This is a genomic window from Roseivirga sp. (assembly GCF_049099775.1).
Classification (GTDB): Bacteria; Bacteroidota; Bacteroidia; order Cytophagales; family Cyclobacteriaceae; genus Roseivirga.
Map to the genome: position 1 here is coordinate 283928 of NZ_JAGDZM010000013.1, position 23450 is coordinate 307377.

The following is a 23450-nucleotide window of genomic DNA, read 5'->3' on the forward strand; positions in this document are numbered from 1 at the left end:
AGTCCAATCAAGTTATGGCTTTTAGCCGTGGGTAAGCACAAAATCTTTATAAGCCGCTTTAGCAAAGATTATTTCATCGCCATTAGTACCGCTAATTCTAAGTATAATATGTCCACCAGGTAAAGGTTCATGATCTTTTACTTCAAAAATCAGTTTGCCGTCGAGAGTAAACCTGACGGTTTTATCTTTCTTTATAATTTCCACATCATACCATCGCTCTGTTACCATAATATTGTTCGGTTGGTCAAGGCGAAATCCTTTTTCATAAGGACTTATGTTTTTATAGAAGAATGGACGAATTCCGTGCGACTTATTATTGAAGGTTAGGTTGTAATGTTCCAGAGTTGTTCTCCAATTCCACACTTCCCTTGGGCTAAGATCATTTGATTCAGGGATAGTTAAATCAGTCGATTTACCCTCATCTGAGGCAGAGAACAAAACAATTTGCACAGCTGATTCCGATAGTGCCTTTACCTTATAGGTTATGGTAAGTTCTCCTTGATAAGACTTTGGGCTTATCAGAAATAAACCATCCGACCCTTCAGTTTCCTCCAATACCAGCGCATCATTTTGAATGCTCGCTTTCCCAATGCCATATGTTGGCCAATTGGCTAGTTCTTGTATTGTGAATGACTTTCGATTTTGTGCTTGCCCTATATGGAAAAGGGTGATTAGTATACCGCTTAATAATAGTCTCATCTCTTTTTTTTAAAAGATGAGTGGTTGATCAGTACTAGGCAAAAAAGTTCTGTGAACCCCTTTGTTTTTTCTGTGAAAGCCGTTTAGTAAAGAGTGAAGATACTATCGTTCAAATCTGACAAGTCTTAAGTGTTTTGAAAATCTAATTAATAATCATTTAGATTGTTTAGTTGAATTTTATTCCTATTGCTCTTTTTCCTGCATTGTATAGAATTGCGTCTATCGTATTTCCTTCTTCTTCAGCGGCTTTTTTAATACGTCTTGCGAACTGGGTTAAATCACCTTCTATTCCTTTATTAGCTAATCCTCCAGACAAATAAGACCCCACTTTAGCTCCTCCTGATTTTTCAACTACTAAATCATATTCTACGATTGGTTCACATAGAGCAAAAACAAGTGTCCCATTGATGTTTTTGACTCGGGCCAGATCTTTTTTTGCTGGATCTAAATCTTCTTTGAATTTAATAGCGATAGCTTGTTTTCCAGAGGAGTATAAAATGGCATCAAATTCGAAACCTTTCTTCTTTTTCGATAATTTTGTTAGACGCTTAACATATTGACTAACCTTACCACTGATTCCTTCATTGACAAGTCCGCCAGTTAATAATGATCCTGCTTTACCACCAGTACCTCGACTTGCAACTACGTCATAATCATTCAAAGGCTCATTAAATATATACACAGGAATTCCATTTACTTTTGATACTCGCGCATAGTCATTTCCTTCTTGAGCGATAGTTAACTGAGTTATTAGAATAAGTGTGGCTATTGTTGTGATTATTTTCATCTAATTATGGATTAAATTTGGTTAGTACCTAAGTTAAGGTCTTTTATGGTGATTAAAAAAATATCATCTATAGATTTCGTTAATGACTCCAGCAAGTCTTACCCCAGCTTGAAGGATTCTCTGCTTTACTAAGTCAAAGTTGTCATACGAATAGCGGTAGCTCAATCGACCATTTTCAGGAACAGCATATACTTGCTCTCTGAAGGACATTGATTCCATTGCCCATTCTCTCACTGTCGCTTTTTGCCATTCTTTTATTTCGCTTTTTGTGGGATGGTTTACCCAATCAGCCAATTCAGTATAACTAAACTGTTTGCCATCTATCATTCGGGAATCCCACACGCTATGCAGGTTTGTGCTATTGCCGAACCACTCCACCTTCACATCATTTCCACCACGATCTTCACCATTTCCTACATGCAACGGTTGGTGAATATCTCCTACAAGGTGAACGAGGAACTTTAAATTTTCTGCTTCTTCATTGGCCGATAGCGCACCAGATTTTAACTTATTTATAATGCGTTCTATAGCCCAAATTACATCACCACCATTTTGTTTCGGTGCAGTTTCGTAGGTCATTCCATCGGGTATGGTGCAATAGTGCCATGTGTTTGCATAGCGGTAAGCATTATCTGACCTGATTTCATCCATCCAAGTACTTACTTCGGCAAGAGTTTCTGTGCCCAGTACTTTTTTGACTTTTTTAGTAGCCTTCTTAGAAAGCATACCATCGGCAATATGACCAATAGTTCTATGCCCAATCTGGCCCCAATAAGCTTCATTAGGTGTTGGGTTAGTATTGACAAAGAATAATGTGATTAATATGCTTATGAATCTCATAGTACTTTTTTTTATGGTTGCAAGCTTACTAAAAACAGAGCAATCTACGGTTACTATTTATTTAAATGTACATTATGAAAACGACCAGTTATAAAATCTATAAAGGCAATCTAATGTCGATTCATTATTTTGCTTCAAATCATTGACCCATGAAAAAAATCTCCATCTCACTCATTTTATTCTTGCTGATAGCCTCTACCATTTCAGCACAGAAAACAGCATTTACAGTTGAAGATGCTATTAAAGTAAAATCGCTGGGTAGTCAAACACTTAGCAATGATGGTGCTCTCTTGGCCGGAACCATTTCAGACGGTAAGGCAAGGTTTGGAACTGATCATTTCAGATTCAGGGATCCGAGTTATTTGAATTTAAGAGCTGGTAACTTGGTGGTAGTTAATACAAACACAGGCCAGCAGACAGCTGTTTTTAACGAGCCTGTTCGCGTTACGAATTTGACATGGGATGAGGATGGTGAAAAGCTGTTCTTCCTTCAGCAGCAAGAGGATAAATTGGTTTTGGCCTATTATGAAGTTAAAAACAAGCGCGTCAAATATGTCAAAGTAAAAGATTCGAGAATTCTAACTTCTAATTCTGGTATTAATGTTATGCCTAATGGCCATGAAGTTGTCCTTTCAGTGAGAAAAGAGGGTTGGTTCGAAAAAGCCATGGCAGAATATAAAGAAGCTACTGAAGGGCCTATTGTAGTTTACGATGGCAATGACGAATTCTTAAAGTGGGATAGAATTGGTCTTACTGGTGGCCTAGCGCAAGTTGTGAAAATCAATATAAAATCAGGTAGAGTAGACGATCTTTTGCCTGAGTCTAGTTATGGTGGAGTATCTATTAGTCGTGAAGGACGTTTTTTATCGTTTACTGAGAATTTCAGAACAAAAACGAGTTATACACGAAACGATGGAACGGAGTACAAAATGAGTTACATAAAACTCATCGAAAAAGAGGCTGAACCTATCGCAGTTTATGAAAGATCGGACAAAAGAAGACGTTATTGGTGGGATGAAGCGGACCGAAAGTTTGCATGGGTTGACTCTGGAAATGTTTATGTAGACGATTTGAGCACATTTGGAACAAAAGAGCCGGTTAACATTACCAAAGGAAAAGCTTTTGAAGATGAAGAGAACGAGAAGGCGGTCAAGTTTTCCGTTGTTAGATGGAATTCGATTGGAAGCAAGCTCTTATTAAGTTCCAAGAAGGGGTGGTGGACGATAAATGCGAATGGTGATGACCTGAAAATGATTTATGAATTGCCTCAAACCGATGAGGAAAAGAAGTTGGCTCCGAATAGAAATGTCGTCAAATGGTCGAATGATGGTAATTATCTTTATGTCTCTTACTCGGAAAAGGAAGATTGGGTAAGAGGAATTCAACGCTTTAACATTGACGAAGGTGAATTTGAAGATCTGATGACGAATAAAAATTTGTATAGCGGTTGGCGTTTTGCCCGAGATACAGATAGAGTAGTATACAGCAAATCAGATGGAGATCGACCAAATAATGTATTTACGAATACGCTTGATTTTAATTCAGAAGATCAATTAACTGACTTAAACCCATGGGTTTCTAATAAGAAATGGACGTATTCTGAGCTTATTTCCTATCGAGATGCTGATGGTGAAGAGTTAAAGGGGATACTGTATTATCCCGTTGACTACGACCCGAACAAGAAATATCCACTCGTCTTAGAAGTTTATGAAACGTTCTTCAATAATGGCTATCGCTCATCGATGAATTTGTTGGCTAACCGCGGCTATTTCGGACTAAGACCATCAGTTGATTTAGAGCAAGGGTATCCTGGGGAAGCGTGGTTAAAAGGTGTTACCTCAGCGATTAATTTATTAGTAGAAAGAGGTCAGGTTGACAACGACAAGGTTGGTGTCCAGGGGACAAGTTATGGTGGCTATGCTACATCATTGATAATTACCCAAACCGATCGTTTTGCAGCGTCCATCAATATTTCTGGTAAGGTTAACATTATTAGCTTTTTAGGAGATAGCCCTAAAATAGGAACACGGAATTATGCGGCAGCAGAAGTCGGTCAGGATAGGATAGGAGGTTCTTTTTGGAACGAACCATTAAAGTACTTCCAAACTTCTGCAGTTTTCTTTGCAGATCGTGTTAAAACACCACATATGTTAATTTCTGGTGAAGGTGATTGGAATGTACCGGGTACTAATTCCCGTGAAATGTACTACGCACTCAGAAGACTTGGAAAAGACGTGACTTGGGTCAACTATATGAAAGGCGGCCATGGCGCAGGTTGGGCAAGCACTGAGAGCGACTATTACGATCAGTGGGAGAGAATTTTCAACTATTATGATAAATACTTCTTCCCGAAAGAGGATGAAGAAAAGAAATAGACTTCTTAGTTCGTTTTCTTATATGAGTTTAGGTTTTTAGTCATGTAAAAAAAGTCTCTTTCTAAATCGTGAACCATTCTTTTCGTGCTATTTCTCATAAAGAAATATGGGATGCCTAGCATAAAAGCGGCATGAATTATTATAAATGGAATGATTAAAAAACCTTCAAAGCCAGCTTCAGGGTTGGTAACAGGAAAACCAATTAAGAATATTAGGTAGAAAAGAGTCACGAAAATGTAGAAGGGAATCATGGCCCCTATAAAGCCATTTACTTTTGTTTCAATAATTAAAGTATTGTTTTTCTCTATAAACGATCCTTCGGCAACGGCTAGATTCACGTTGAAATCAAATAGTTTTTTCCTTTTCTTTATTTTAAAATCATTGTACCCAATACGCCCTTTATATTCGTTTTTACTTGACTTGAAAACCTCGAAAGTGTCTGAAAAGTGGCTAGTGGTGCCGGGGTCTACAGAAGCCTTAAAAACTTGCAGAAACTCGCTTTTACTAACTTCTAACTCTGTTATAAAACTTTGTGTCAATTTAAGCTTTCTTAAGAGTTCGTTCATGAATCAATACTTGTTTGCAGCTGATATTTAGTTTATCAAAATAAGGCCATTGATTGGTCTTAGCAAATACTTTCAAAAAGCGATTGAGCCAGTTATTCGAGGAATAATACATCAATAACACATCAACTGTCTTAAAAGAATCACTTTAGGGTAAGTGGATAGTTTTAGTTATTAAAAATTTGAGATATTAAGGTCTTAAACTTTTAACCATTTCGATGACGATTAAATCATTTCTTTCCGTAAAATCAATTTTGTCATTTTCAATAGCAATTATGTTGCTCGGTTGCCAAGCTACCACTGAACAAGAAAATGATGACAATACTGTTTCTAAATCTGAAATTCGACAAACTGCTGAGGGTTATCAGCTTTTTGTAAACGATAAGCCTTTCTATATTCAAGGGGCTGGTTTAGAATATGGTAGTATTCCAAAACTTGCGGCACACGGTGCTAATTCTTTTAGAACATGGAGAACAGATAATGGCCGACGATCGGGGAAAGAAGTATTAGATGATGCGCTAAAGTATGGTTTAAAAGTTACGATGGGCATTGATGTAGGAAGAGAACGTCTTGGGTTTGATTATGATGATGAAACTGCCGTTAAAGCTCAACTAGAAAGAATTAGAGGAGAAGTAATGGCGCTTAAAGATCACCCTGCCTTAATAATTTGGGGGATCGGTAACGAGTTGAATCACCATTCTGAAAACCCTAAAGTATGGGATGCAGTGAATGATATTTCAAAGATGATCCACGAGATTGATCCAAACCACTTAACGACTACGTCTTTAGCGGGAATGAATAAAGAGTATGTTCATTTAATTAAGGAAAGAGCTACTGATATAGATATACTAAGTGTCCAGATGTATGCTGAAGTAGAAATTCTTCCTGAACAAATCCAAAAGTCTGGCTGGGAAGGCCCTATAATGGTAACAGAATGGGGTGCAACTGGTTATTGGGAGGTTGGTACTACCGAATGGCAAGCTCCGCTGGAAAATAATAGCTCAGTAAAAGCAGACTTTTACCGTAGTAGGTTCAGAAAAGCGATTGAATCTCAGAAGCAGCAGGTTGTAGGTTCTTATGTATTCTTATGGGGGCAGAAACAGGAAAGAACTCCAACTTGGTTTGGGATGTTTATGCCTGATGGCCGTGAAACCGAGTCAATCGATGCCATGCATTACATTTGGAATGGTGAGTGGCCAGATAATAGAACACCAAGAATTAACGACTTCAAACTAGAGTCGAAAGTAGCTGAGAACAACATCAAATTAAAGAGTGGTCAGTCGTACGCTGCTATGGTAGATGTAACCGATCCTGATGGTGACCCTTTAGTATATCGATGGGAAATTATGAAAGAGAGTACCACGAACGCAACAGGTGGAGACGCCGAAGAAGTGCCAGAAGTAATTCAAGGGCTTATAAAAAGTGATCCTGGAACAGAGGTTTCTTTTACGGCGCCAAATGAGGAAGGTGCCTATCGTTTATTCATTTATGTTGACGATAACAATGAACATACTGCTCATGCTAACATTCCTTTCTACGTAAATAAATAAGAGTTTTATAAGGCTTTAAAGCCTATTCTAAATGAGTCCACCAATCTTTGGTGGACTCTTCATTTAAGAGAACAATCTCTCCAATTTCTGGTGTGGAAATACTTAATTTCTTAAGCTGCGCTTCTTTTGTAAATCTTTCAATTGGGTCTTTCCACGTATGAAGAGCGAGTGGAAAGCCTCCCCAATGAACAGGTATTGATGTTTTGACGCCAGCGTCTATAGATGCATTAACAGTTTCTTCTGGAAACATATGAATTGGATGCCAGAGCTTATTATACTGCCCACATTCCATAAAACCCCAGTCAAAAGGTCCTAAACGTTTTCCGACCTCCTTAAAATGATCGTCATATCCACTATCACCACTCCAGTATATGTTGTGTTGGTCGGTTGTGAAAACCCAACCACCCCAAAGACATTTGGCCCTATCAGTTAGGCCTCGACCAGAAAAGTGCCTGCTAGGTGTAAATGTGATTTTGATAGATTCAAATTCATGTGCATCCCACCAATCAAATTCGGTAATCTGAGCAGTTGGAATACCCCACGATTCAAGGTGCCTAGAAACACCTAATGCAACGAACCAATTTCTGACCTTAGGTATCAGTTTTTTTATACTCTCGTAGTCTAGGTGGTCATAATGGTCGTGAGTCATTAAAACCATGTCAATAGGAGGCAGGTTATCGATAATGTCTAGTGAGTTATCGCTAAAACGTTTTACTGCAAAGGGGGAGATAGGAGCAGCGTTTGGTCCTAGCATTGGGTCTATGAGTAAATTCTTTCCATTAAGTTGTAGTAGAAGTACAGAATGCCCATACCAGATGAACTTTGGCTTTTCAATATTTTTATTCCATATGTTTGGGTTAAAGGGTACCCATGGAATTGGTTTTTCAGGGCTTCTTAACTTTCTGCCAATAAACTGCTGTTTTAAAAGACCAGGCAGTGTTTTGAGGTTAATATCCATCAGTGTCTCAGACTGATTTTCGAAAATTTTTCCGTTCCATTGCGATGAATTGCTGTATCGCTCAATCAAGGTCTTAGATACTTTTCGACCAAACTGAGGATGGAAATTGATGAATAAAAAACCGATTGCCACTAAAACTAAAATGGCAACTAAGATATAAACAAGCATAAATTACGAGTTGGAAGTGTTACCTAAATTCAATCAGCAGGTCTAATCTTCGATAATTCATTGAATAAAGCACTAAAACCCCATTTAACAAGTTTATAAAAACCAACGATTAGCCCGATTACGAAAATCCCCATGAAGAGATCGTAATTCAAACTATTATTTTGACCTTCTATAAGGTAGTTATATTTCTCCTCGTAAGTAAGGCCATCCAAAGCTGCCATCTCGCTTCTATTACTATTGTACATAAAGTTGCCCGTTATAATACCAGCAACGATAATAGAAAGCATGCTCGGCAAATAAGAAGTTAGTTTTTTAAGCATATATATGTTTTTTGATCTATTTAGAGTTTATCGCTCTCCTCCGGTTTTTTCTATTTCTATGGTTCTGTTTTTACGTTCAAGCGCTTTGTTAAACTTTTTAATATCCTGGTTGATCAGCTTATCAAATTGTGCAATGGCGTTTTCTAGTCTATCGCTGAGCACCTCTTTTACTTCGCCTTGCTGATCAGTCGGTTTAAAATCAATGCCACTTCCATTAATATCACTAGCGAGCGCACTTAGTCGGCCATAAAGTTTAATAGGTGACCTAAAAGCATCTTCTCGAGCACCTGTCAAATGAATATCGTATAGCTTTCCTGCGACTTCTTCTGCCAAAGCCTTCAAACGAACTGCCTCTTTTTGCGTTCTTCTATCCCCAACTTCTGCAATGATTTCTTCAAGCTCTTTTCTCAGAACTTCAACCGCATTGATATTCACAACAGCTAAATTCATGGCGTTTCGTAATTCAAGAGCAAAAGCAACTTGTTGTTCTATATCGGCTTGACTTCCTTCGGCCATTGGGTCTTTTAAGACTTTCAGTGGCTTACTCATAGATTCTACCACTTCACCCGATTTATTCTTAATTATTAATTGTGCTTGATAAGTGCCAGGAGCAACTCTAGGTCCTAATTGCCCCGCATTCAAGTCTAAATCCCATTGCACTAATGGTCGCCATCCTTCACCGTTTAATTGCACCCATGGGCGGCCTGGAGGTTGTACTCTCAATTTAGGACGGAAGGTCGATTCATACCTCAAGTTCCATACTGCTCGGTTAACACCTTTATTGTTTCTAGCTCTCAGTGTACGAATAACCTCTCCATTATTATCTTTTATCTCAATACTGATTTCACCATCTACTTTTTCCGGTAAGTAGTAGTTTAGAATAGCGCCATTTGGTGGATTTTGACCTGAGTTATTACTGCCGCCATCTGTTTTAATGCTTTCTCTACTGTTAAAACGATAGGTGTCACGGATATCGACCAGATTAGCTTTGCTGCCTAATTTGTCCATGTTACGCACGGCACCTAAATCGTCAAGAATGTAGTAGCCACGTCCGTAAGTACCTACCACAAGGTCATCGAAACGCTCTTGAACCTCCATCCAGTATACGGGTGCTGGAGGTAGGTTAAGTCTTAATCTTTCCCAGGAATCTCCATCGTTATGACTTATATAAATGCCTTTATCGATACCTGCATAGAGCAATCCTTCTCTTTTTGGATCTTCTTTTACTACATGAACAAAGCTTGATTCTGACTTGGGAATTCCGTTAGATATTTTCTTCCAAGATTGGCCATAGTCGCTTGTTTTGTAAATGTATGGATCGAAATCGCCCATTTGATGTAAATCTACCGTAATGTAGGCTGTGCCGGTATTGTATTTAGAAGGGTGAATATTGGCTATAGTTCCCCAAGCCGGAAGGTCAGGGATGTTTGCCGTTAAATTGCTCCATTCCTTGCCACCATTCTTAGTGAGTTGTACTTGGCCATCGTTAGTACCTACCCAAATCAAACCAGCTTCAATGGGCGATTCTTCAATGGCGAATAGGGTAGAACCATCAAAAGTCATCAGGTTATCGATAGCCACACCACCTGAGCTTTGCTGATGGCTCTTGTCGTTTAAAGTTAAATCTGGGCTGATGATTTGCCAGCTTTGACCACCATCGTCTGATTGATGTACGAACTGACTACCTACATAAACACGATGCTTTGTGTGGGTAGAAAAGCTCAATGGAAAATTCCAGTGCCATCTATATTTCATGTCGGCAGGAGCCCAGCCATAGCCTGCTTCTGGCCATACTCTTACTTCACGAGAGTATCCGGTGCGTAAATCATGTCTTTCCAGTCCGCCATCATAACAGCCAGACCAAATAATGTTGTTATCGTTAGGATCTGCTTTGGCAAAACCACTTTCACAGCCACCTACACCTTTCCAAAGACCAAGAGGAATATATCCTTGAAGAGAATTGCTTGGTCCCATATAAGACCAACCATCTTGTCTATTACCAATGACATTATATGGAATCTGATCGTCGACCGATACATGATACATTTGGGCAATTGGCAAAACGACACGCTGAAATGACCTACCGTGGTTTAAACTTATACTGGCACCACCATCGTGAGCTACTAACATTCGGTCTGGGTTGGTAGGATCTATCCACATGTCATGATTATCGCCACCACCTCTTGGCGGTCTTGGGCTACGTGTTTTACCACCATCCAAAGATTGAACGAATCGAACGCTCATCGAGTAAACTTCATCTGGGTTATCTGTACCTACCGCGATTCGAGTGTAATAAGGGGCTCTTTCGTTCCAAGTATGGTCTTGGCTCATTAAGGTCCACGTCTCACCTTTATCATCCGATCTCCAAAGCTCTGGGCTGTCGATTTCGAATAGTGCATAAACAACATTAGGGTTTGAGTATGAAACCGCAACGGCTGTTTTACCAACTGGTCTTTCTGTACCACCCGGTAATCCTTTTGAGGTTAGGTGCTCCCAAGTGTCGCCACCATCCATTGATCGGTAAACGCCACCACCAGCGCCACCACTATTAAGGCCCCAAGAATTAATATGTACAGACCACATGCCCGCATATAAAATATTCGGGTTTTTTGGGTCAATCGCTAAGTCCGCAGCTCCAGTTCCTTCGTCTACGAAAAGTATTCTTTCCCAAGAATCACCACCATCTTTTGTTCTATAAATGCCTCGTTCTTGCTGAGGGCCATAAGTATGACCTAGAGATGCAGCATAAACTACTTTTGAGTTTGTAGGGTGCACTATTACTCTACCAATCCTTCCAGTTTTTTCTAATCCTTTGTGTTGCCAAGTTCGGCCTGCATCAGGGGAAAAGTAAATCCCATTACCCATAGCGTGCGCTGGGCGAATCACAAAGGTTTCTCCAGTGCCAACCCAAACTTGCTTGGGGTCTGATTTTGCTAAATCAATTGATCCGATAGAGGAAATATCCTGACCATCGAAAATTGGTCTCCAGTTAATGCCGCCATCTTCTGTTTTCCATAAACCACCAGATGCCGCACCAATATAGTTGACCATTGGGTTGCCGGGTTCTCCAATTATGGCAATGGCTCGGTTGCCTTCAGGTCCGATAAACCGAAAGCGTTGATTACCCATTTTGTCATTTAAACTTTGCTGGCCCCATAAAGTGCAGGAGGTGATAAGTAATGCGATGGTTAAGGTTATTCTATTTCGAAGCATGATGTTAGTAATAGTTCAGTGTTAATTTAATGATTATTAACTACTGGATTGAATTTCATTTGAAAGGCAGTCAAATACTTTTGTGATTGGTCTATTGAAGATGTTTTTCTTGGATTGAACACGCTATCTAACAATTCAGTCATCAAGAATTATTAAATTAGGTTTCGACTGTACGACTAATGAAAAAGCTTTTTATCACCACCTTCCTATTGTTCTCTTTTGGAGTATTTGCCCAAGATCAGGGGCGATATACCTTTGTTTTTTTAAATACGAATGAGAACCGAGCAGACCTTCCGAAAAATGAGGTAGATAGTCTTCAGGCAGGTCATATGGCCAATATAGGTCGGTTGGTAAAGGCAAGGAAGATGATTGCCGCAGGCCCATTCGATGGCGGAGGAGGTGTTTTTCTGTTCGATACAAATGTGCAAGAAACGAAAGCAATATTAGATTCCGATCCAGCCATTGCCGCAGGAAGATTCAATTTGGAAGTTATGGCTTTTGATATGGCCATGGGAGAAATTTGCACTTTGTGGGACAAGCCAGAAGAAGACATCGGTATGACGATTTACTACTTAGCACGATATACGAATAAGGGTAATGGTTTTGGCACTAAAACAAGTAACCATACGGTAAGACATATGCGTGATGCACAAAGGATGTTTAAAGGTTTGGAGGTGTTGAGCGTGCTTAAATTTGATGGTAATGCAGGACAAGTCGTTATCTTTAAAGCGCCAGAAAGCGATGCCTATGAAGCATATTTCGCTAAACAGAAACTAGTCAGAAAAGGGGCAATGGAGGTTTATGTGAAACCCTTATACTTTCCAGTAGGAGTGTTTTGCGAGAAGTAATTGCTTATGGTACGATTAAGGAACTGTAACCACGTTTTTACCGATAACCTTGCGATCCATTAAATCGCGAATGGCCTGGCTACCTTCTTTTAGTGGGTATAAGCGATTAATATGCTGTTTTAGCTTACCATCCTTAATCCAGTTTAAAATTTGCTGAAAGTTCTGGTTGCTTTCTTTGGGTCGTTTTTGAGCAAATGCTCCCCAAAAAACACCAACAATCGAAGCTCCTTTCAATAAAGGTAAGTTTAATCTGATAGCGGCTGGAACGCCAGCTGCAAAACCAACCACTAAGAATCTTCCTTCCCAAGCCAAAGATCGAACGGCTGGTTCCGAAAATTTATCACCCACCGGATCATATATTACATCAACTCCTTTTCCTTCTGTCAATGCTTTAATGCGCTCCCTTAGATCTGCGCTTGTATAATTGATGGTTTCGTCTGCGCCTAAATTCTTGCAAACTTCGAGTTTTTCTTCTGTAGAGGCCGCAGCTATTACTTTGGCACCTAGTAGTTTTCCAATTTGAACAGCGGCCAAACCTACACCACCGGCAGCTCCTAATACTAAAAGAGTTTCACCCGCTTGAATCTGAGCCCTTTGTTTAAGTGCATGTAAGGACGTACCACAGGTGTACATAGTAGTAGCGGCGGTAACAAAGTCCATATTACTGGGTATTGGTAAACACTTGTGAGCATCAGCTAAAACAAATTCTGCCATTCCGCCCCATATGGTTAGTGCAAATACGCTGTCGCCCGGTTTTACATGTATCACGTTTTCGCCAATGGCTTCTACAATGCCAGAAACTTCACCGCCAGGTGCAAAGGGGAGTGCTGGTTTGAATTGATATTTATCTTGAATAATAAGGCTATCGGGGAAGTTGATGCCGCATGCCTTTACTTTTATTAGGACTTGATTTTCAGTAGGTGAGGGCTTATCGACTTCAGATATTTGTAGCGTTTCTGGTAGGCCAAACTCATGGCAAAGTAGTGCTTTCATTATTTTTTATACTTATCGTTTAAACCGATCCCATTTTGAATCATAGGAATGATTTTTTCTAACCTTGTTTGCCTAGTACTTTCTCTTTTGGCAGTTGAAATATACTCTGTGAAATCTCGCCGATTAGTTAATGAATGTGCTTCAAAACTCTCTTTTAACGCATTATCAGTATCAAAAATGACCTTAAGTTCAGGTGGGATGATCAGCGGTTTAGGCCTTTTTTTAACGGGTTTAAATTCTTTGCCCGCACGGTGATTGTCAATCGCTTCCTGAATATAAACTTTGATTAAGTCCTCGTTCTCTTTGATTTCCTCTACCGACTGAAAACGCCACTGGCGCATTGCATGCGTTTTTCCTTCTTGCGCATTTACCAATCGATTAGCTCCATCGGTTAGGTAGCAACCCTGAAAAAACCAGATGCCAGCGTAGGCTTTGAAACCTCCAAGCCCTATAATGTTTTTGCCTGATATGGTATAAACAGGAAACGCCCATTTAACGGTTTCGTCAAAAGGGAATGTGTTTACTATTCCCCTTAAGCATTTCATTTGCTTAGCTTGCGGTGCGCCTGAAGCAAAATAGTCCTCAACGTTTTTAGGTTTTAACATAGATTTGAAGTTCCTAAAAACATCCAACCCATGCAAATACTATTCGTTTCTAGCGGCTAAAATTAGTTGTCCCAAGCACTGCTTAGTAGTACTAGTATGCTTAGTAAATTGAGCCTATTTTTTATGTTTTTAAGTTATGGTTTAACCCTGTATGCAGATAGTCTAAGTATGTCCTAACCCCTAAAAACTGTATTCCAGTCCATTAAGAGCTTAATACTAAAATAAATAGTAAAAACTAAACTCAATAGCTTTTAGATACTAAACTAATTAGTATATTTACAATATGATTTTAGGAAAGGATCATTCATTGTTTAATCAAAGCGATCAAAGCGATCTTAGCGAGTATCTATTTATCGTTTTGCCCTATGCTGAGATAAGTAAAGAGGTGAAGTCTTTTAAAAGAGATTTCTTCAATAAGTATGGTGCTTATCCGGGTCAGAATTCCTGTGCTCATATTCGTTTGGTCTCTTTTTTTCAACCGGAGGAAAGAGAAGAAAGATTGCTGAAAGCATCTCATGAAGTGCTTAGTCAAATAAAGGGATTTGAGGTTTTCCTAAATGGCTTTGGTTTTTATGGAGTGGATCGACACGTTTTCCTCGATGTACTGAATAAGCAGTCGCTTATAGATGTTTATCACCTTCTAAGGTTTAGGCTTTTCAAGGAGTTGGTGTCTTTATCATTTTTAAATAAACGCTACGAACCTACGCTCAATATTGGTACAGGATTCTCGGCATTACAATTTATGGATGCGGTGAAAGATTACGAACATGAGCCATATACTAACAATTTTAGAATTACAAGAATACATGTGCTAAAGAGAAAGGCACCGTTCAAAACTTGGGAAAGTTTAACAACACTGCCCTTGGCAAAATCAGAAGGAGAGTTGCTGGGGCTTCTTTAAATGTTTAGGTAAACCTAGCTGAAGCGATATCAGCCAATCTTCGCCTTCCCAGGTGGCGAAGATTGATTAGGTTTTTTAAAGTTTGAAAGCGGTTTATAAAAGAGAAAAAGAGATGAGAGATTTTGGAAGCTTAAAAATTATGGAACAAGGCATAGAGATAATATCAACAGCACATCATTTAACGAATGAATATGTACAATCAGATATAGCCGGCCTTATCAAAGAGATTAACCTTTTAGCCATTCAAATTCCTTCTAATGTAGCCGCAAGTAGTGGAGATGAGGAGTTAGGTGCTTATGAGGATGGTTTAAAAAGGGCACTCTCATCAGTCAAGAATATTGAAAGTAAATTAATCGATGTAGTTGAAGTAGAAGCTACGACTCATCCGCTGAATCGATTGAAACAATTGGTTAATAAAGAAGAAGAGTTGATAGCGCATGCTTTGAGTCATACAAAGCTTAGGAAACAGAATAAACCGCTGAAAAGATCGCGTCTATCTGTTGTGTCTGGTGAAACAAGGCCTGCAATGCCAAAAATCAAAGTCACCCAAGGATTACAAGTCGAATTATTCTCGTAATTAAATGACCAATTCCATTCGTCGAATTATTTGGTCATTCATCGAAAGATGATGTCAGTTATCTAAAGATTTCTCCCATTAATCGAAATTAAAATTTTGCCACATATCTCCAGCGTTTCTTTGCAACGCTTAATCAAGAGATATCAAACCATTTATAATCATAGATAGGGAAGGTATTCTTTACGAAGAATGTCTATTGTCTAATCATTTGAAAAATGATTATGGATTGATTGTTGGCCAAAAAGCCCGCTCAGAATTTTTAGATAATGCAATCCCAGAGATTGGAAACTCCGAAATTTCCTCATTTATTTCCGAGTATCAGAATATTATACTTTCTGCAAAAGTTGACGATTCAACTGATTTATACCATATTACTTTTTCAAAACGAGAGGGTAGAGAGTTGCAAAAAAAGTATGCTACAGATAAATATCGAATATTAGTTGAGGCAGCTCAAGATGTCATCTATGAGATCGACTTGAAAGGACAGTTCATCTACGTTAACCCAAAATCGACAGAAGTAACTGGTTTCACAGAAGCGGAATGCTTAAAAATGAATTACCTAGAACTGGTAAGAGAGGATTGGGCAGAGCGCGTTCAAGACTTTTACATTAAGCAAGTTAAGGAAGCCGTACATTCAACATACTTAGAATTCCCTATCGTAACCAAAGCAGGTAAAGAGATATGGCTGGGCCAGAATGTACAATTATTGGAAGATGAAATTTCGCTGATAGGCCTAATGGCCATTGCACGGGATATTACTAAAGATCATGACACGCAAAAAGCTCTAGAAAGATCAGAAGAGAAATATAGAGGCATTATTCAAAACCTTCAATATGGCTTAATGGAAGTTGATTTAGATGAGCGAATTGTCTATGCCAATGAAGCGATGTGTCTAATAACAGGTTATTCCAAAGAGGAACTCGTTGGACAGCACGCATCTGATTTGCTAGTTGATGATACGACAAGATCGGTCATTGATAATCAGCATGAGCAGCGACTTGAAGGAGTAGCTTCTGTTTACCAATTAAAATTAAGACATAAGAACGGGGATGAACTCTGGGCTCTGATTTCAGGAGCTCCAATCTACGATGCGAAAGGAAATAGAGTGGGGTCCATTGGGATTCATATGGATGTTACAGAGAAGCAAAAAGATCAAGAGGCACTCATTTTTGCTAGAAATCAATTAGAGCAACAAAATGAGAAACTCCATAAAAATCAGCGTTTTTTAAGCGCAATTAATGGTTTTGTGACAAAGCTCTTGAATGATGAGACACTATTTGAAATTGCCTGGGAAATTGCAGAAAACGTAATTGAAGAATTCGGTTTTGAGGATTGTGTGATTTATGTTCTAAATGAATCGACCAATAAACTCACGCAACTGGCAGCCTATGGGGCTAAGTCAACCAAGAACCGTATGGTGGTTGATCCAATCGAGATTGAATTAGGAGTAGGAATAGTTGGAGCCGTTGCAAAAAGTGGGATAGCTGAAATCATAAAGGATACCACTAGAGATCCTCGATATATAGTTGATGATGCTAAACGCTTGTCTGAAATTACAGTACCTATAGTTGCTGATGGTAATGTTATAGGGATTATAGACTCCGAACATAGTGATAAGAATTATTTTAGTGATACTCACATGGAAATTCTTACTACAGTAGCCACTTTAGCATCCAATCGATTGAAAAATGCAATTGTCCATCAGCGGCAATTAGAAACTAAGAAAGATCTAAGAGATAGCGAAAAGAAATTAAGAACAATTCTTGAATCTGCTATCGATGGTGTAATCTCTATTGATTCAAACGGGTTTATCACTGAATGGAATAAGCAGGCGGAAGTGATTTTTGGTTATGCTTCCAAAGAAGTTATTGGTTTAACCCTAACTGAAACTATTATTCCCCCAGAATTTCGATCAGCGCATGATAGGGGAATGAAGCACTACCTAAACACAGGAGAGGGTCCTGTTTTGAATCAAAAAATTGAGATTTCAGCGCTTAGAAAGAACGGCGAAGAATTCCCAATAGAGTTGGCTATTATTCCGGTAATTACTAGAGGTGTTCAAACATTTACTGCATTTGTAAGTGATATAACTATTCAAAAGCAGGTTCGACTAGAAATGGAAAAAGCGTTGAATAAAGAGAAGGAAGTCAATGAGTTAAAGTCTCGATTTGTTGCCATGACTTCGCATGAATTCAGAACACCGCTAACTACGATTAAACAAAACTCAGATCTTATAAGTCACCGACTTGAATTGACGGCTCCTGAGCAGTTTCCAAAATTTGCTAAGTACTTTGAAAGAATAGAATCTGAATTGGGAAGGGTGACTGGTTTAATGAACGATATTCTCATGTTGGGTAGAATTGAATCAGGTAAAATCGAAATCAAGAAAAAAGAACACGATTTAGTTGAATTCTGTCGACAAATGGTAGACAAACAGATTGTAGACGAAAAGCCAGTTGTTCACATGAAAATTCAAGGTGTGCCACGGCCAATCATGTTCGATAGACAACTGTTAGATCATGTTGTATCTAACCTTTTAACCAATGCAATGAAGTATTCTGTGGGTAAAAAGGAACCCAAGTTAACGTTGGTTTTCAATGAATTAGATAAGGCCAGAATTCATGTCAAAGACCACGGCATTGGCATCCCCAAAAAAGACCAAAAGGCCCTTTTTCAGTCCTTTTACAGGGCTACAAACGTCAAGAATATTCAAGGGTCTGGACTTGGTCTGTCTATTGTAAAGGAGTTCACCGAGATGCACGGCGGAAAGGTGGAGGTAATCAGCGAGGTAAATAAAGGCGCTGAATTTATTGTTGAAATTCCTGATAAGTAATATTTCCAATCTTTGAGTTTCACGTCTTATGCTTATATTAACATCAAAGAAAGCATATGAACAAATTGAAAGTACTTGTGGTTGAAGACGATCTTATGATCGCAGAAAGTGTAAAAGACATACTTGAACTCTTGGACCATGAAGTAGTTGGGATTGCCGAAGATGCAGAAACAGCTATTCAATTATGTAATGATCATGAGCCTCAAATAGCACTTTTAGATATTCAAATTGGTGGTGATATTGACGGCGTTGATTTAGCTGAGCTTATCAATGATCAATTCGATATACCTTTCATTTTTACAACAGCTTTTGCAGACGATGCCACGGTTTCAAGGGCTTCAGAACGAGGGCCTTTTGGTTATTTAGTAAAACCTTATGGTGTAAAGGACATAAATGCGGCCATTGAAATTGCAATGTCGGCCTATGGTAGACTAAAAAAAGCACAGGAAAACCCAGGCGTATCTAAAATCATTGACAATAGTCTTTTCCTAAAAGTTGACTCCAAGTTGATCAAAGTAAAGATAGATGATATTCTTTACGTTGAAGCGAAAGGGGATTATGCGCTTTTTAAGACTTCAGCTAAAGGATATATAGTTCATTCGACGATGAAACGTGTTCAAGAACGGTTAGATCAATATAATTTTGCAAAAGTGCATAGATCCTATGTTGTGAACCTTTCAAAGATTATAGACATTGAAGAATCTAACCTCCTAATCGAGGATAAAGTAATTCCGATCTCTCGGGCGAATAAAGAAGCGCTTATGAAAAGGCTTAATAAACTGTAGTATAACCAAGATACAGAAGCTTTAATGCTTTAAAATCAGTTTATCGTAGGCTATTGATCTTTTTGCTTTAAAGGTTCATAAATATCTGAATAACAATTAGAATGCCGATTCATCTACTTACCTTTGCGAATCACTTATTAATATCCCTTGAGTCATTTTAATCAATTAGGACTTTCAGAGTCTACCTGTAGCATTTTAGAACAATTAGGTTTTGAAAAGCCAACTCCCATTCAAGAAAAAGCCATCCCAATGTTGTTGGAAAACGATCCGACAGACTTTATTGGTTTAGCACAAACTGGAACTGGTAAAACAGCCGCTTTTGGTTTGCCACTTGTCGACATAATCGATGAGCATAATTCTTCTACTCAGGCTTTAATCATGGCACCGACAAGAGAGTTGGGCCAGCAAACGGCACAACAACTAGTAACTTTTGCCAAAAGTAAAAAAGGACTCAACGTAGAGGTTGTTTATGGCGGAGCAGATATCAGCCGACAGATAAAAGCATTAAAGAGGCCAACTCAAATAGTTGTGGCCACACCTGGTCGACTATTAGATTTAATAAAAAGACGAGCAATTAAGCTAGAAAATGTTCAGCATGTGGTTTTAGACGAAGCCGATGAAATGTTGAATATGGGCTTTAAAGAAGATATTGATGAGATTTTAAGCCATACACTCGACAATAGGGTTACCTGGTTATTTTCTGCTACTATGCCTAAAGAAATTAGGCGTTTGGTGAAGGTCTATATGAAAGATCCTTTAGAGGTAGCTGTTGATGCAGACCAAAAGAGTAATAAAGATATTTCGCATCAATATGTTGTAACAAAGAATGACAATAAGCTATCAGCTATTCGTCGTTTTATGGATATTCAGCCTGATATGAAAGGTATCATGTTCTGTAGAACCAAAATGGATACACAGGACATTGCCGATCAATTATCAAAGCTAGGGTATGCTGTTGAAGCACTTCATGGTGATTTGTCACAAAGGCAGCGCGATACGGTAATGAAGCGATTCAAGACACGTTCAATGCAGCTTTTGATTGCAACCGATGTGGCAGCTAGAGGTATTGACGTAAATGATTTGACACACGTTTTCCATCATAAATTACCAGATCAATTAGAAAGTTATACCCACAGAAGTGGTAGAACAGGACGTGCTGGTAAGAAGGGTATTTCAATGGCCTTTATTAACCCTAGGGAGACACGTAAAATCACTGATATTGAACGTAGAGTAAACGTTAGCTTTCAAAAAGTAACTATTCCTACGGTTGATGAACTTAAAGTGAGCCGTATCAACAACTGGGCAAGCTTGATCTTGAATACGAAAGTTGATGAAAAGTCGGAGTCAATCTTAGCCAGTTTACATGGTCAGTTTGCAGAACTTACCAAAGAAGATCTGCTGAAACGATTAATTACTACTCAACTAGATCATTTAATGGTTCAAGGAGATGAAGAAGGTGATATTAATGTAGGCGAAGGCAGAGAAAAGAAAGAACGAAGATCAAATACCAAGGAAGGTTTTAACCGTTATTTCATCAATGTCGGTATAATGGACGGAATTACTGAAGCGGATTTAGTCCACTTCTTAGCTGATGTAACCGGTATAAAACGTAAACACTTTTCAGACTTATCGATACAGAAAAACTGTAGCTTCTTTAATATGGATGAGAAGGAAGATGACGATCTTGGAAAGCACTTTGAGTTCATTGAAGTTGAAGGACGTGCTATCCGCGTAAATCGAGATGAAGAAGGCAGACCGGCACGAAGAAATTCATCACGTTCAGGCGGTGGCTATCGTGGTAAAGATGGAGACCAGCGAAGTGGCGGAAGTCGTAGAGGCGGGGGTAGAAGTGGCGGAAGTCGCTCTCAAAGCAGTCCCAACCCAGCCGGCAGAAGGAATAGAGGTCGAAGAAGATAAACCTAAGTTGCACGCACCAAGCACGTTCAATATTATAGGTGGAGCAAGTATAAATGCTTAGTTTTTATGCTTATCTTCCGAAACCAAATCTTATACTAAAATCACTACTATCAAGCATCCTAAATTTCAAAAAAACCAGGGTTCAGATTTTTCACGTACTGTGAAAGAGAGAGTTAATAGTTATTTCTCAGACAATAATATAAGCAAGCAAGCTAATGTCGGAATGGTGCTAAAGACTATTCTTATGTTGTCCCTTTTTATCGCTCCAATTACCTTGATTAATCTGGGTATAGTAGAACAAGTTTGGTTACTTTTTGCCCTTTATATTATTAGTGGTTTAGGAATGGCAGGTATTGGCATGGGTGTAATGCACGATGCGATTCATGGCTCTTATTCTAAAAATAGAATGGTCAATAAGATTTTGGGCTATTCAATGAATATTATTGGAGCGAATGCTGGTGTTTGGAAGATTCAACACAACGTTTTGCATCATACGTATACCAATATTGATGAAGCTGATGACGATATCAACACGCCGCCTTTCTTAAGGTTTACACCAAACCGAAAGTGGATGAAGGTTCATAGATATCAACACATTTATATTTGGTTTTTTTACTCCTTAAGTACAATTTCTTGGATTACAACCAAAGACTTTATTCGTGTAAAACGCTATTGGAAAATGGGTCTTGTGGGTTGTAAAGCCACATATAGGCGTGAAATGCTACAAGTTTTTCTCTGGAAAGCTTCATATTATGTTTATGCGTTGATCTTGCCAATGATATTCTTGCCATTTAATCCGTTTGTGGTTTTTGCTGCATTTATATCCATGCATATGATTACTGGAATTAGCATAAGTGCTGTATTTCAGACAGCTCATATCATGCCTGATATGGAGTTTCCGAAAATGGACGAAGATGGCAAAATTGAGAAGAACTGGGCAGTGCATCAGCTCGAAACAACTGCTAACTATGCACCTAAAAGCACCGTTTTTTCTTGGTTAATTGGTGGTTTAAACTATCAAGTGGAACACCATTTATTTCCCAATATCTGCCATGTTCACTATAGAAAATTATCTAAAATAGTTAAAGCCACAGCCGAAGAGTTTAATGTACCTTATTACAGTCATAAGACGTTTCTTAGCGCTTTAAATCAGCATACTAAAACGTTGCAATTACTTGGTAGACCTGATGCTGATAAGGAACCTAATGCTGAACTCAGTGCATTTCCAGTAGGATAGGTTTAGACCTGTATTATTTCAGCACGCTTAGACTTTTCCCATGTTACTTTCTGTTCACCACTGAAGTATTTTATCCAACCAAGTACTACACAAACTTGCATAAAGATGAAGTAGTATGGTATGTGTACCATCTTCATATTAACAGTAGCATCTCTTAAAACGTAACCTGCAAAAGCTAATAAATATAATATGAGTTGTATTCTTAGCATTAACTCATATCCCCAATGGTTATCAGCCAAAGCCAAAGATGCAAGCAACACGCACGCGAAAGCGATTGGAATGAGTGTCCACCTTAGTACTCGGTGAGAAATATATTGAAAAGTCAGTTTTCCATGTTTCAAAAAGTTGAGAAGATAGGCCAGTTTTATAACGGCTTGAATTCCTCCAGCACTGATTCGTACTTTTCTCTTCTGTTCCTCATGAATAGTAGCAGAGGCAGTTTCGAGAGCAATTGCTTTCGGTTCGTAGGCAACCTTATAGCCCTCAGCAGCTAAAGTCATTGTCATTACGAAGTCTTCGATAAGTGTATTCTCATCTACAGGAGTGAAAAGGTGAGTTCTCATAGCAAATAATTCTCCGGCAGACCCAACCAAGGTGTTCCACTCTGCGTCGTTTTGCTTCAGAAAGGACTCGTATTTCCAATAAAACCCTTCTCCAGCACCAGCAGCATTATCAGCATCCTTTTGAAAGATTTTCTTTTCACCTGAAACAACACCAATTCTGTTTTGTTGAAAGTGATTGACCAAATGCTGAAGACCATCTTCATTGATCATAACGTTGGCATCTGAAAATACCGTGATTTCAGTATCAATTCTGGGCATAACGCGATTGACTGCCGCAATTTTCCCTGCTCTTTTAGGCATAAATTCTAATTGAACTTTAGGATACCTTTTAATTATACTATTCGTATGATCGTTAGAACCGTCAGTTACCATTAGAACTTTCATTTTGTCCTTTGGGTAATTCAGTGAGAGCGTGTTTTTTATTTTTTCCTCAATGACTTCTTCTTCATTGTAAGCTGCCACTACTAAAGTAATGTTTGGTAAGTCTTCATCAGAAAGTTTTGGTAGGCTTGTACTTCTCTTTTTTATCTTATTAAAAAGGGTTATCAGTACTCCATAGCCAATAAAATGGTAGAAAATGATGAATGCTGCTGTCCAGAATATGATTTCCATGTCTTTAATTTTTAGGTCCGAAAATGATCTATTTGAACCGTTCTAAAGCAAGGTAGACTTATGGTCTTATGGCTTTCTGAATTTCAGATGACTGACCGTAAAACAG

Annotated in this window: 19 protein-coding genes; 9 read left to right on the top strand and 10 right to left on the bottom strand. The window is 38.7% G+C overall.

The window, feature by feature from the left end:
• Window positions 1–21 precede the first annotated feature (21 nt).
• The 3 genes from JXQ92_RS18360 to JXQ92_RS18370 all read right to left on the bottom strand — a co-directional run bounded on the left by JXQ92_RS18360 (window position 22) and on the right by JXQ92_RS18370 (window position 2326).
• On the bottom strand, window positions 22–699 hold the full coding sequence (locus tag JXQ92_RS18360; RefSeq protein WP_421988105.1) for a DUF1961 family protein: 678 nt from the start codon (window positions 697–699) through the stop codon (window positions 22–24).
• A 166-nt stretch (window positions 700–865) separates the two neighbouring features.
• Complete coding sequence (locus JXQ92_RS18365; protein WP_421988106.1) at window positions 866–1486, bottom strand: hypothetical protein; 621 nt, start codon at window positions 1484–1486, stop codon at window positions 866–868.
• A gap of 63 nt (window positions 1487–1549) precedes the next feature.
• Window positions 1550–2326, bottom strand: a complete 777-nt coding sequence (locus JXQ92_RS18370; protein WP_421988107.1) for a S1/P1 nuclease — start codon at window positions 2324–2326, stop codon at window positions 1550–1552.
• Between the two features lie 149 nt (window positions 2327–2475).
• Here JXQ92_RS18370 and JXQ92_RS18375 point away from each other — a divergent pair, with 149 nt between their 5' ends.
• Window positions 2476–4701, top strand: a complete 2226-nt coding sequence (locus JXQ92_RS18375) for an alpha/beta hydrolase family protein (RefSeq protein ID WP_421988108.1) — start codon at window positions 2476–2478, stop codon at window positions 4699–4701.
• A 5-nt stretch (window positions 4702–4706) separates the two neighbouring features.
• Here JXQ92_RS18375 and JXQ92_RS18380 read toward each other — a convergent pair whose 3' ends face one another.
• Window positions 4707–5267, bottom strand: coding sequence for a hypothetical protein (locus tag JXQ92_RS18380; RefSeq protein ID WP_421988109.1), 561 nt, complete (start codon window positions 5265–5267; stop codon window positions 4707–4709).
• Window positions 5268–5482: 215 nt separating this feature from the next.
• On the opposite strand from JXQ92_RS18380, the gene JXQ92_RS18385 reads away from it, so the two are divergent.
• Window positions 5483–6814, top strand: a complete 1332-nt coding sequence (locus tag JXQ92_RS18385; RefSeq protein WP_421988110.1) for a glycoside hydrolase family 2 TIM barrel-domain containing protein — start codon at window positions 5483–5485, stop codon at window positions 6812–6814.
• Between the two features lie 22 nt (window positions 6815–6836).
• On the opposite strand, the gene JXQ92_RS18390 is transcribed toward JXQ92_RS18385, so the two are convergent.
• From JXQ92_RS18390 to JXQ92_RS18400, 3 genes are read right to left on the bottom strand one after another with little or no spacing between them, the layout of a single operon-like run.
• The gene (locus JXQ92_RS18390) at window positions 6837–7940 is read right to left on the bottom strand and encodes an MBL fold metallo-hydrolase (RefSeq protein ID WP_421988111.1); all 1104 of its coding nucleotides are present in this window, start codon (window positions 7938–7940) and stop codon (window positions 6837–6839) included.
• A 29-nt stretch (window positions 7941–7969) separates the two neighbouring features.
• Complete coding sequence (locus JXQ92_RS18395; RefSeq protein WP_421988112.1) at window positions 7970–8260, bottom strand: hypothetical protein; 291 nt, start codon at window positions 8258–8260, stop codon at window positions 7970–7972.
• Window positions 8261–8287: 27 nt separating this feature from the next.
• Complete coding sequence (locus JXQ92_RS18400) at window positions 8288–11473, bottom strand: WD40/YVTN/BNR-like repeat-containing protein (protein ID WP_421988113.1); 3186 nt, start codon at window positions 11471–11473, stop codon at window positions 8288–8290.
• A 179-nt stretch (window positions 11474–11652) separates the two neighbouring features.
• Between JXQ92_RS18400 and JXQ92_RS18405 the strand changes: the two genes are divergently transcribed.
• Window positions 11653–12321, top strand: coding sequence for a YciI family protein (locus JXQ92_RS18405; protein WP_421988114.1), 669 nt, complete (start codon window positions 11653–11655; stop codon window positions 12319–12321).
• Between the two features lie 15 nt (window positions 12322–12336).
• On the opposite strand, the gene JXQ92_RS18410 is transcribed toward JXQ92_RS18405, so the two are convergent.
• Together JXQ92_RS18410 and JXQ92_RS18415 are read right to left on the bottom strand one after the other, a co-directional pair.
• Window positions 12337–13314 (bottom strand): NADPH:quinone oxidoreductase family protein, encoded by a 978-nt coding sequence (locus JXQ92_RS18410; RefSeq protein ID WP_421988115.1) that lies wholly within the window; start codon window positions 13312–13314, stop codon window positions 12337–12339.
• The gene (locus tag JXQ92_RS18415) at window positions 13314–13919 is read right to left on the bottom strand and encodes a YdeI/OmpD-associated family protein (protein ID WP_421988116.1); all 606 of its coding nucleotides are present in this window, start codon (window positions 13917–13919) and stop codon (window positions 13314–13316) included. Before JXQ92_RS18415 ends, JXQ92_RS18410 begins: the two co-directional genes overlap by 1 nt.
• A 283-nt stretch (window positions 13920–14202) precedes the next feature.
• Here JXQ92_RS18415 and JXQ92_RS18420 point away from each other — a divergent pair, with 283 nt between their 5' ends.
• The 6 genes from JXQ92_RS18420 to JXQ92_RS18445 all read left to right on the top strand — a co-directional run bounded on the left by JXQ92_RS18420 (window position 14203) and on the right by JXQ92_RS18445 (window position 22169).
• Entirely contained in the window at window positions 14203–14820 is a 618-nt protein-coding gene (locus JXQ92_RS18420) for a 2'-5' RNA ligase family protein (protein WP_421988117.1), read from the top strand.
• Between the two features lie 82 nt (window positions 14821–14902).
• The gene (locus JXQ92_RS18425) at window positions 14903–15397 is read left to right on the top strand and encodes a hypothetical protein (RefSeq protein WP_421988118.1); all 495 of its coding nucleotides are present in this window, start codon (window positions 14903–14905) and stop codon (window positions 15395–15397) included.
• 208 nt (window positions 15398–15605) lie between these two features.
• A complete protein-coding gene (locus tag JXQ92_RS18430; protein WP_421988119.1) occupies window positions 15606–18230 on the top strand; it encodes a PAS domain S-box protein in 2625 nt (874 codons plus the stop codon).
• Between the two features lie 56 nt (window positions 18231–18286).
• Entirely contained in the window at window positions 18287–19015 is a 729-nt protein-coding gene (locus JXQ92_RS18435; protein WP_421988120.1) for a LytR/AlgR family response regulator transcription factor, read from the top strand.
• Between the two features lie 147 nt (window positions 19016–19162).
• Entirely contained in the window at window positions 19163–20932 is a 1770-nt protein-coding gene (locus JXQ92_RS18440; protein ID WP_421988121.1) for a DEAD/DEAH box helicase, read from the top strand.
• 160 nt (window positions 20933–21092) lie between these two features.
• Window positions 21093–22169 (top strand): fatty acid desaturase family protein, encoded by a 1077-nt coding sequence (locus tag JXQ92_RS18445; protein WP_421988122.1) that lies wholly within the window; start codon window positions 21093–21095, stop codon window positions 22167–22169.
• Between the two features lie 2 nt (window positions 22170–22171).
• Here JXQ92_RS18445 and JXQ92_RS18450 read toward each other — a convergent pair whose 3' ends face one another.
• Window positions 22172–23344: a glycosyltransferase family 2 protein gene (locus JXQ92_RS18450; RefSeq protein ID WP_421988123.1), complete on the bottom strand. Its 1173-nt coding sequence runs from the start codon at window positions 23342–23344 to the stop codon at window positions 22172–22174.
• Between the last annotated feature and the right edge of the window lie 106 nt (window positions 23345–23450).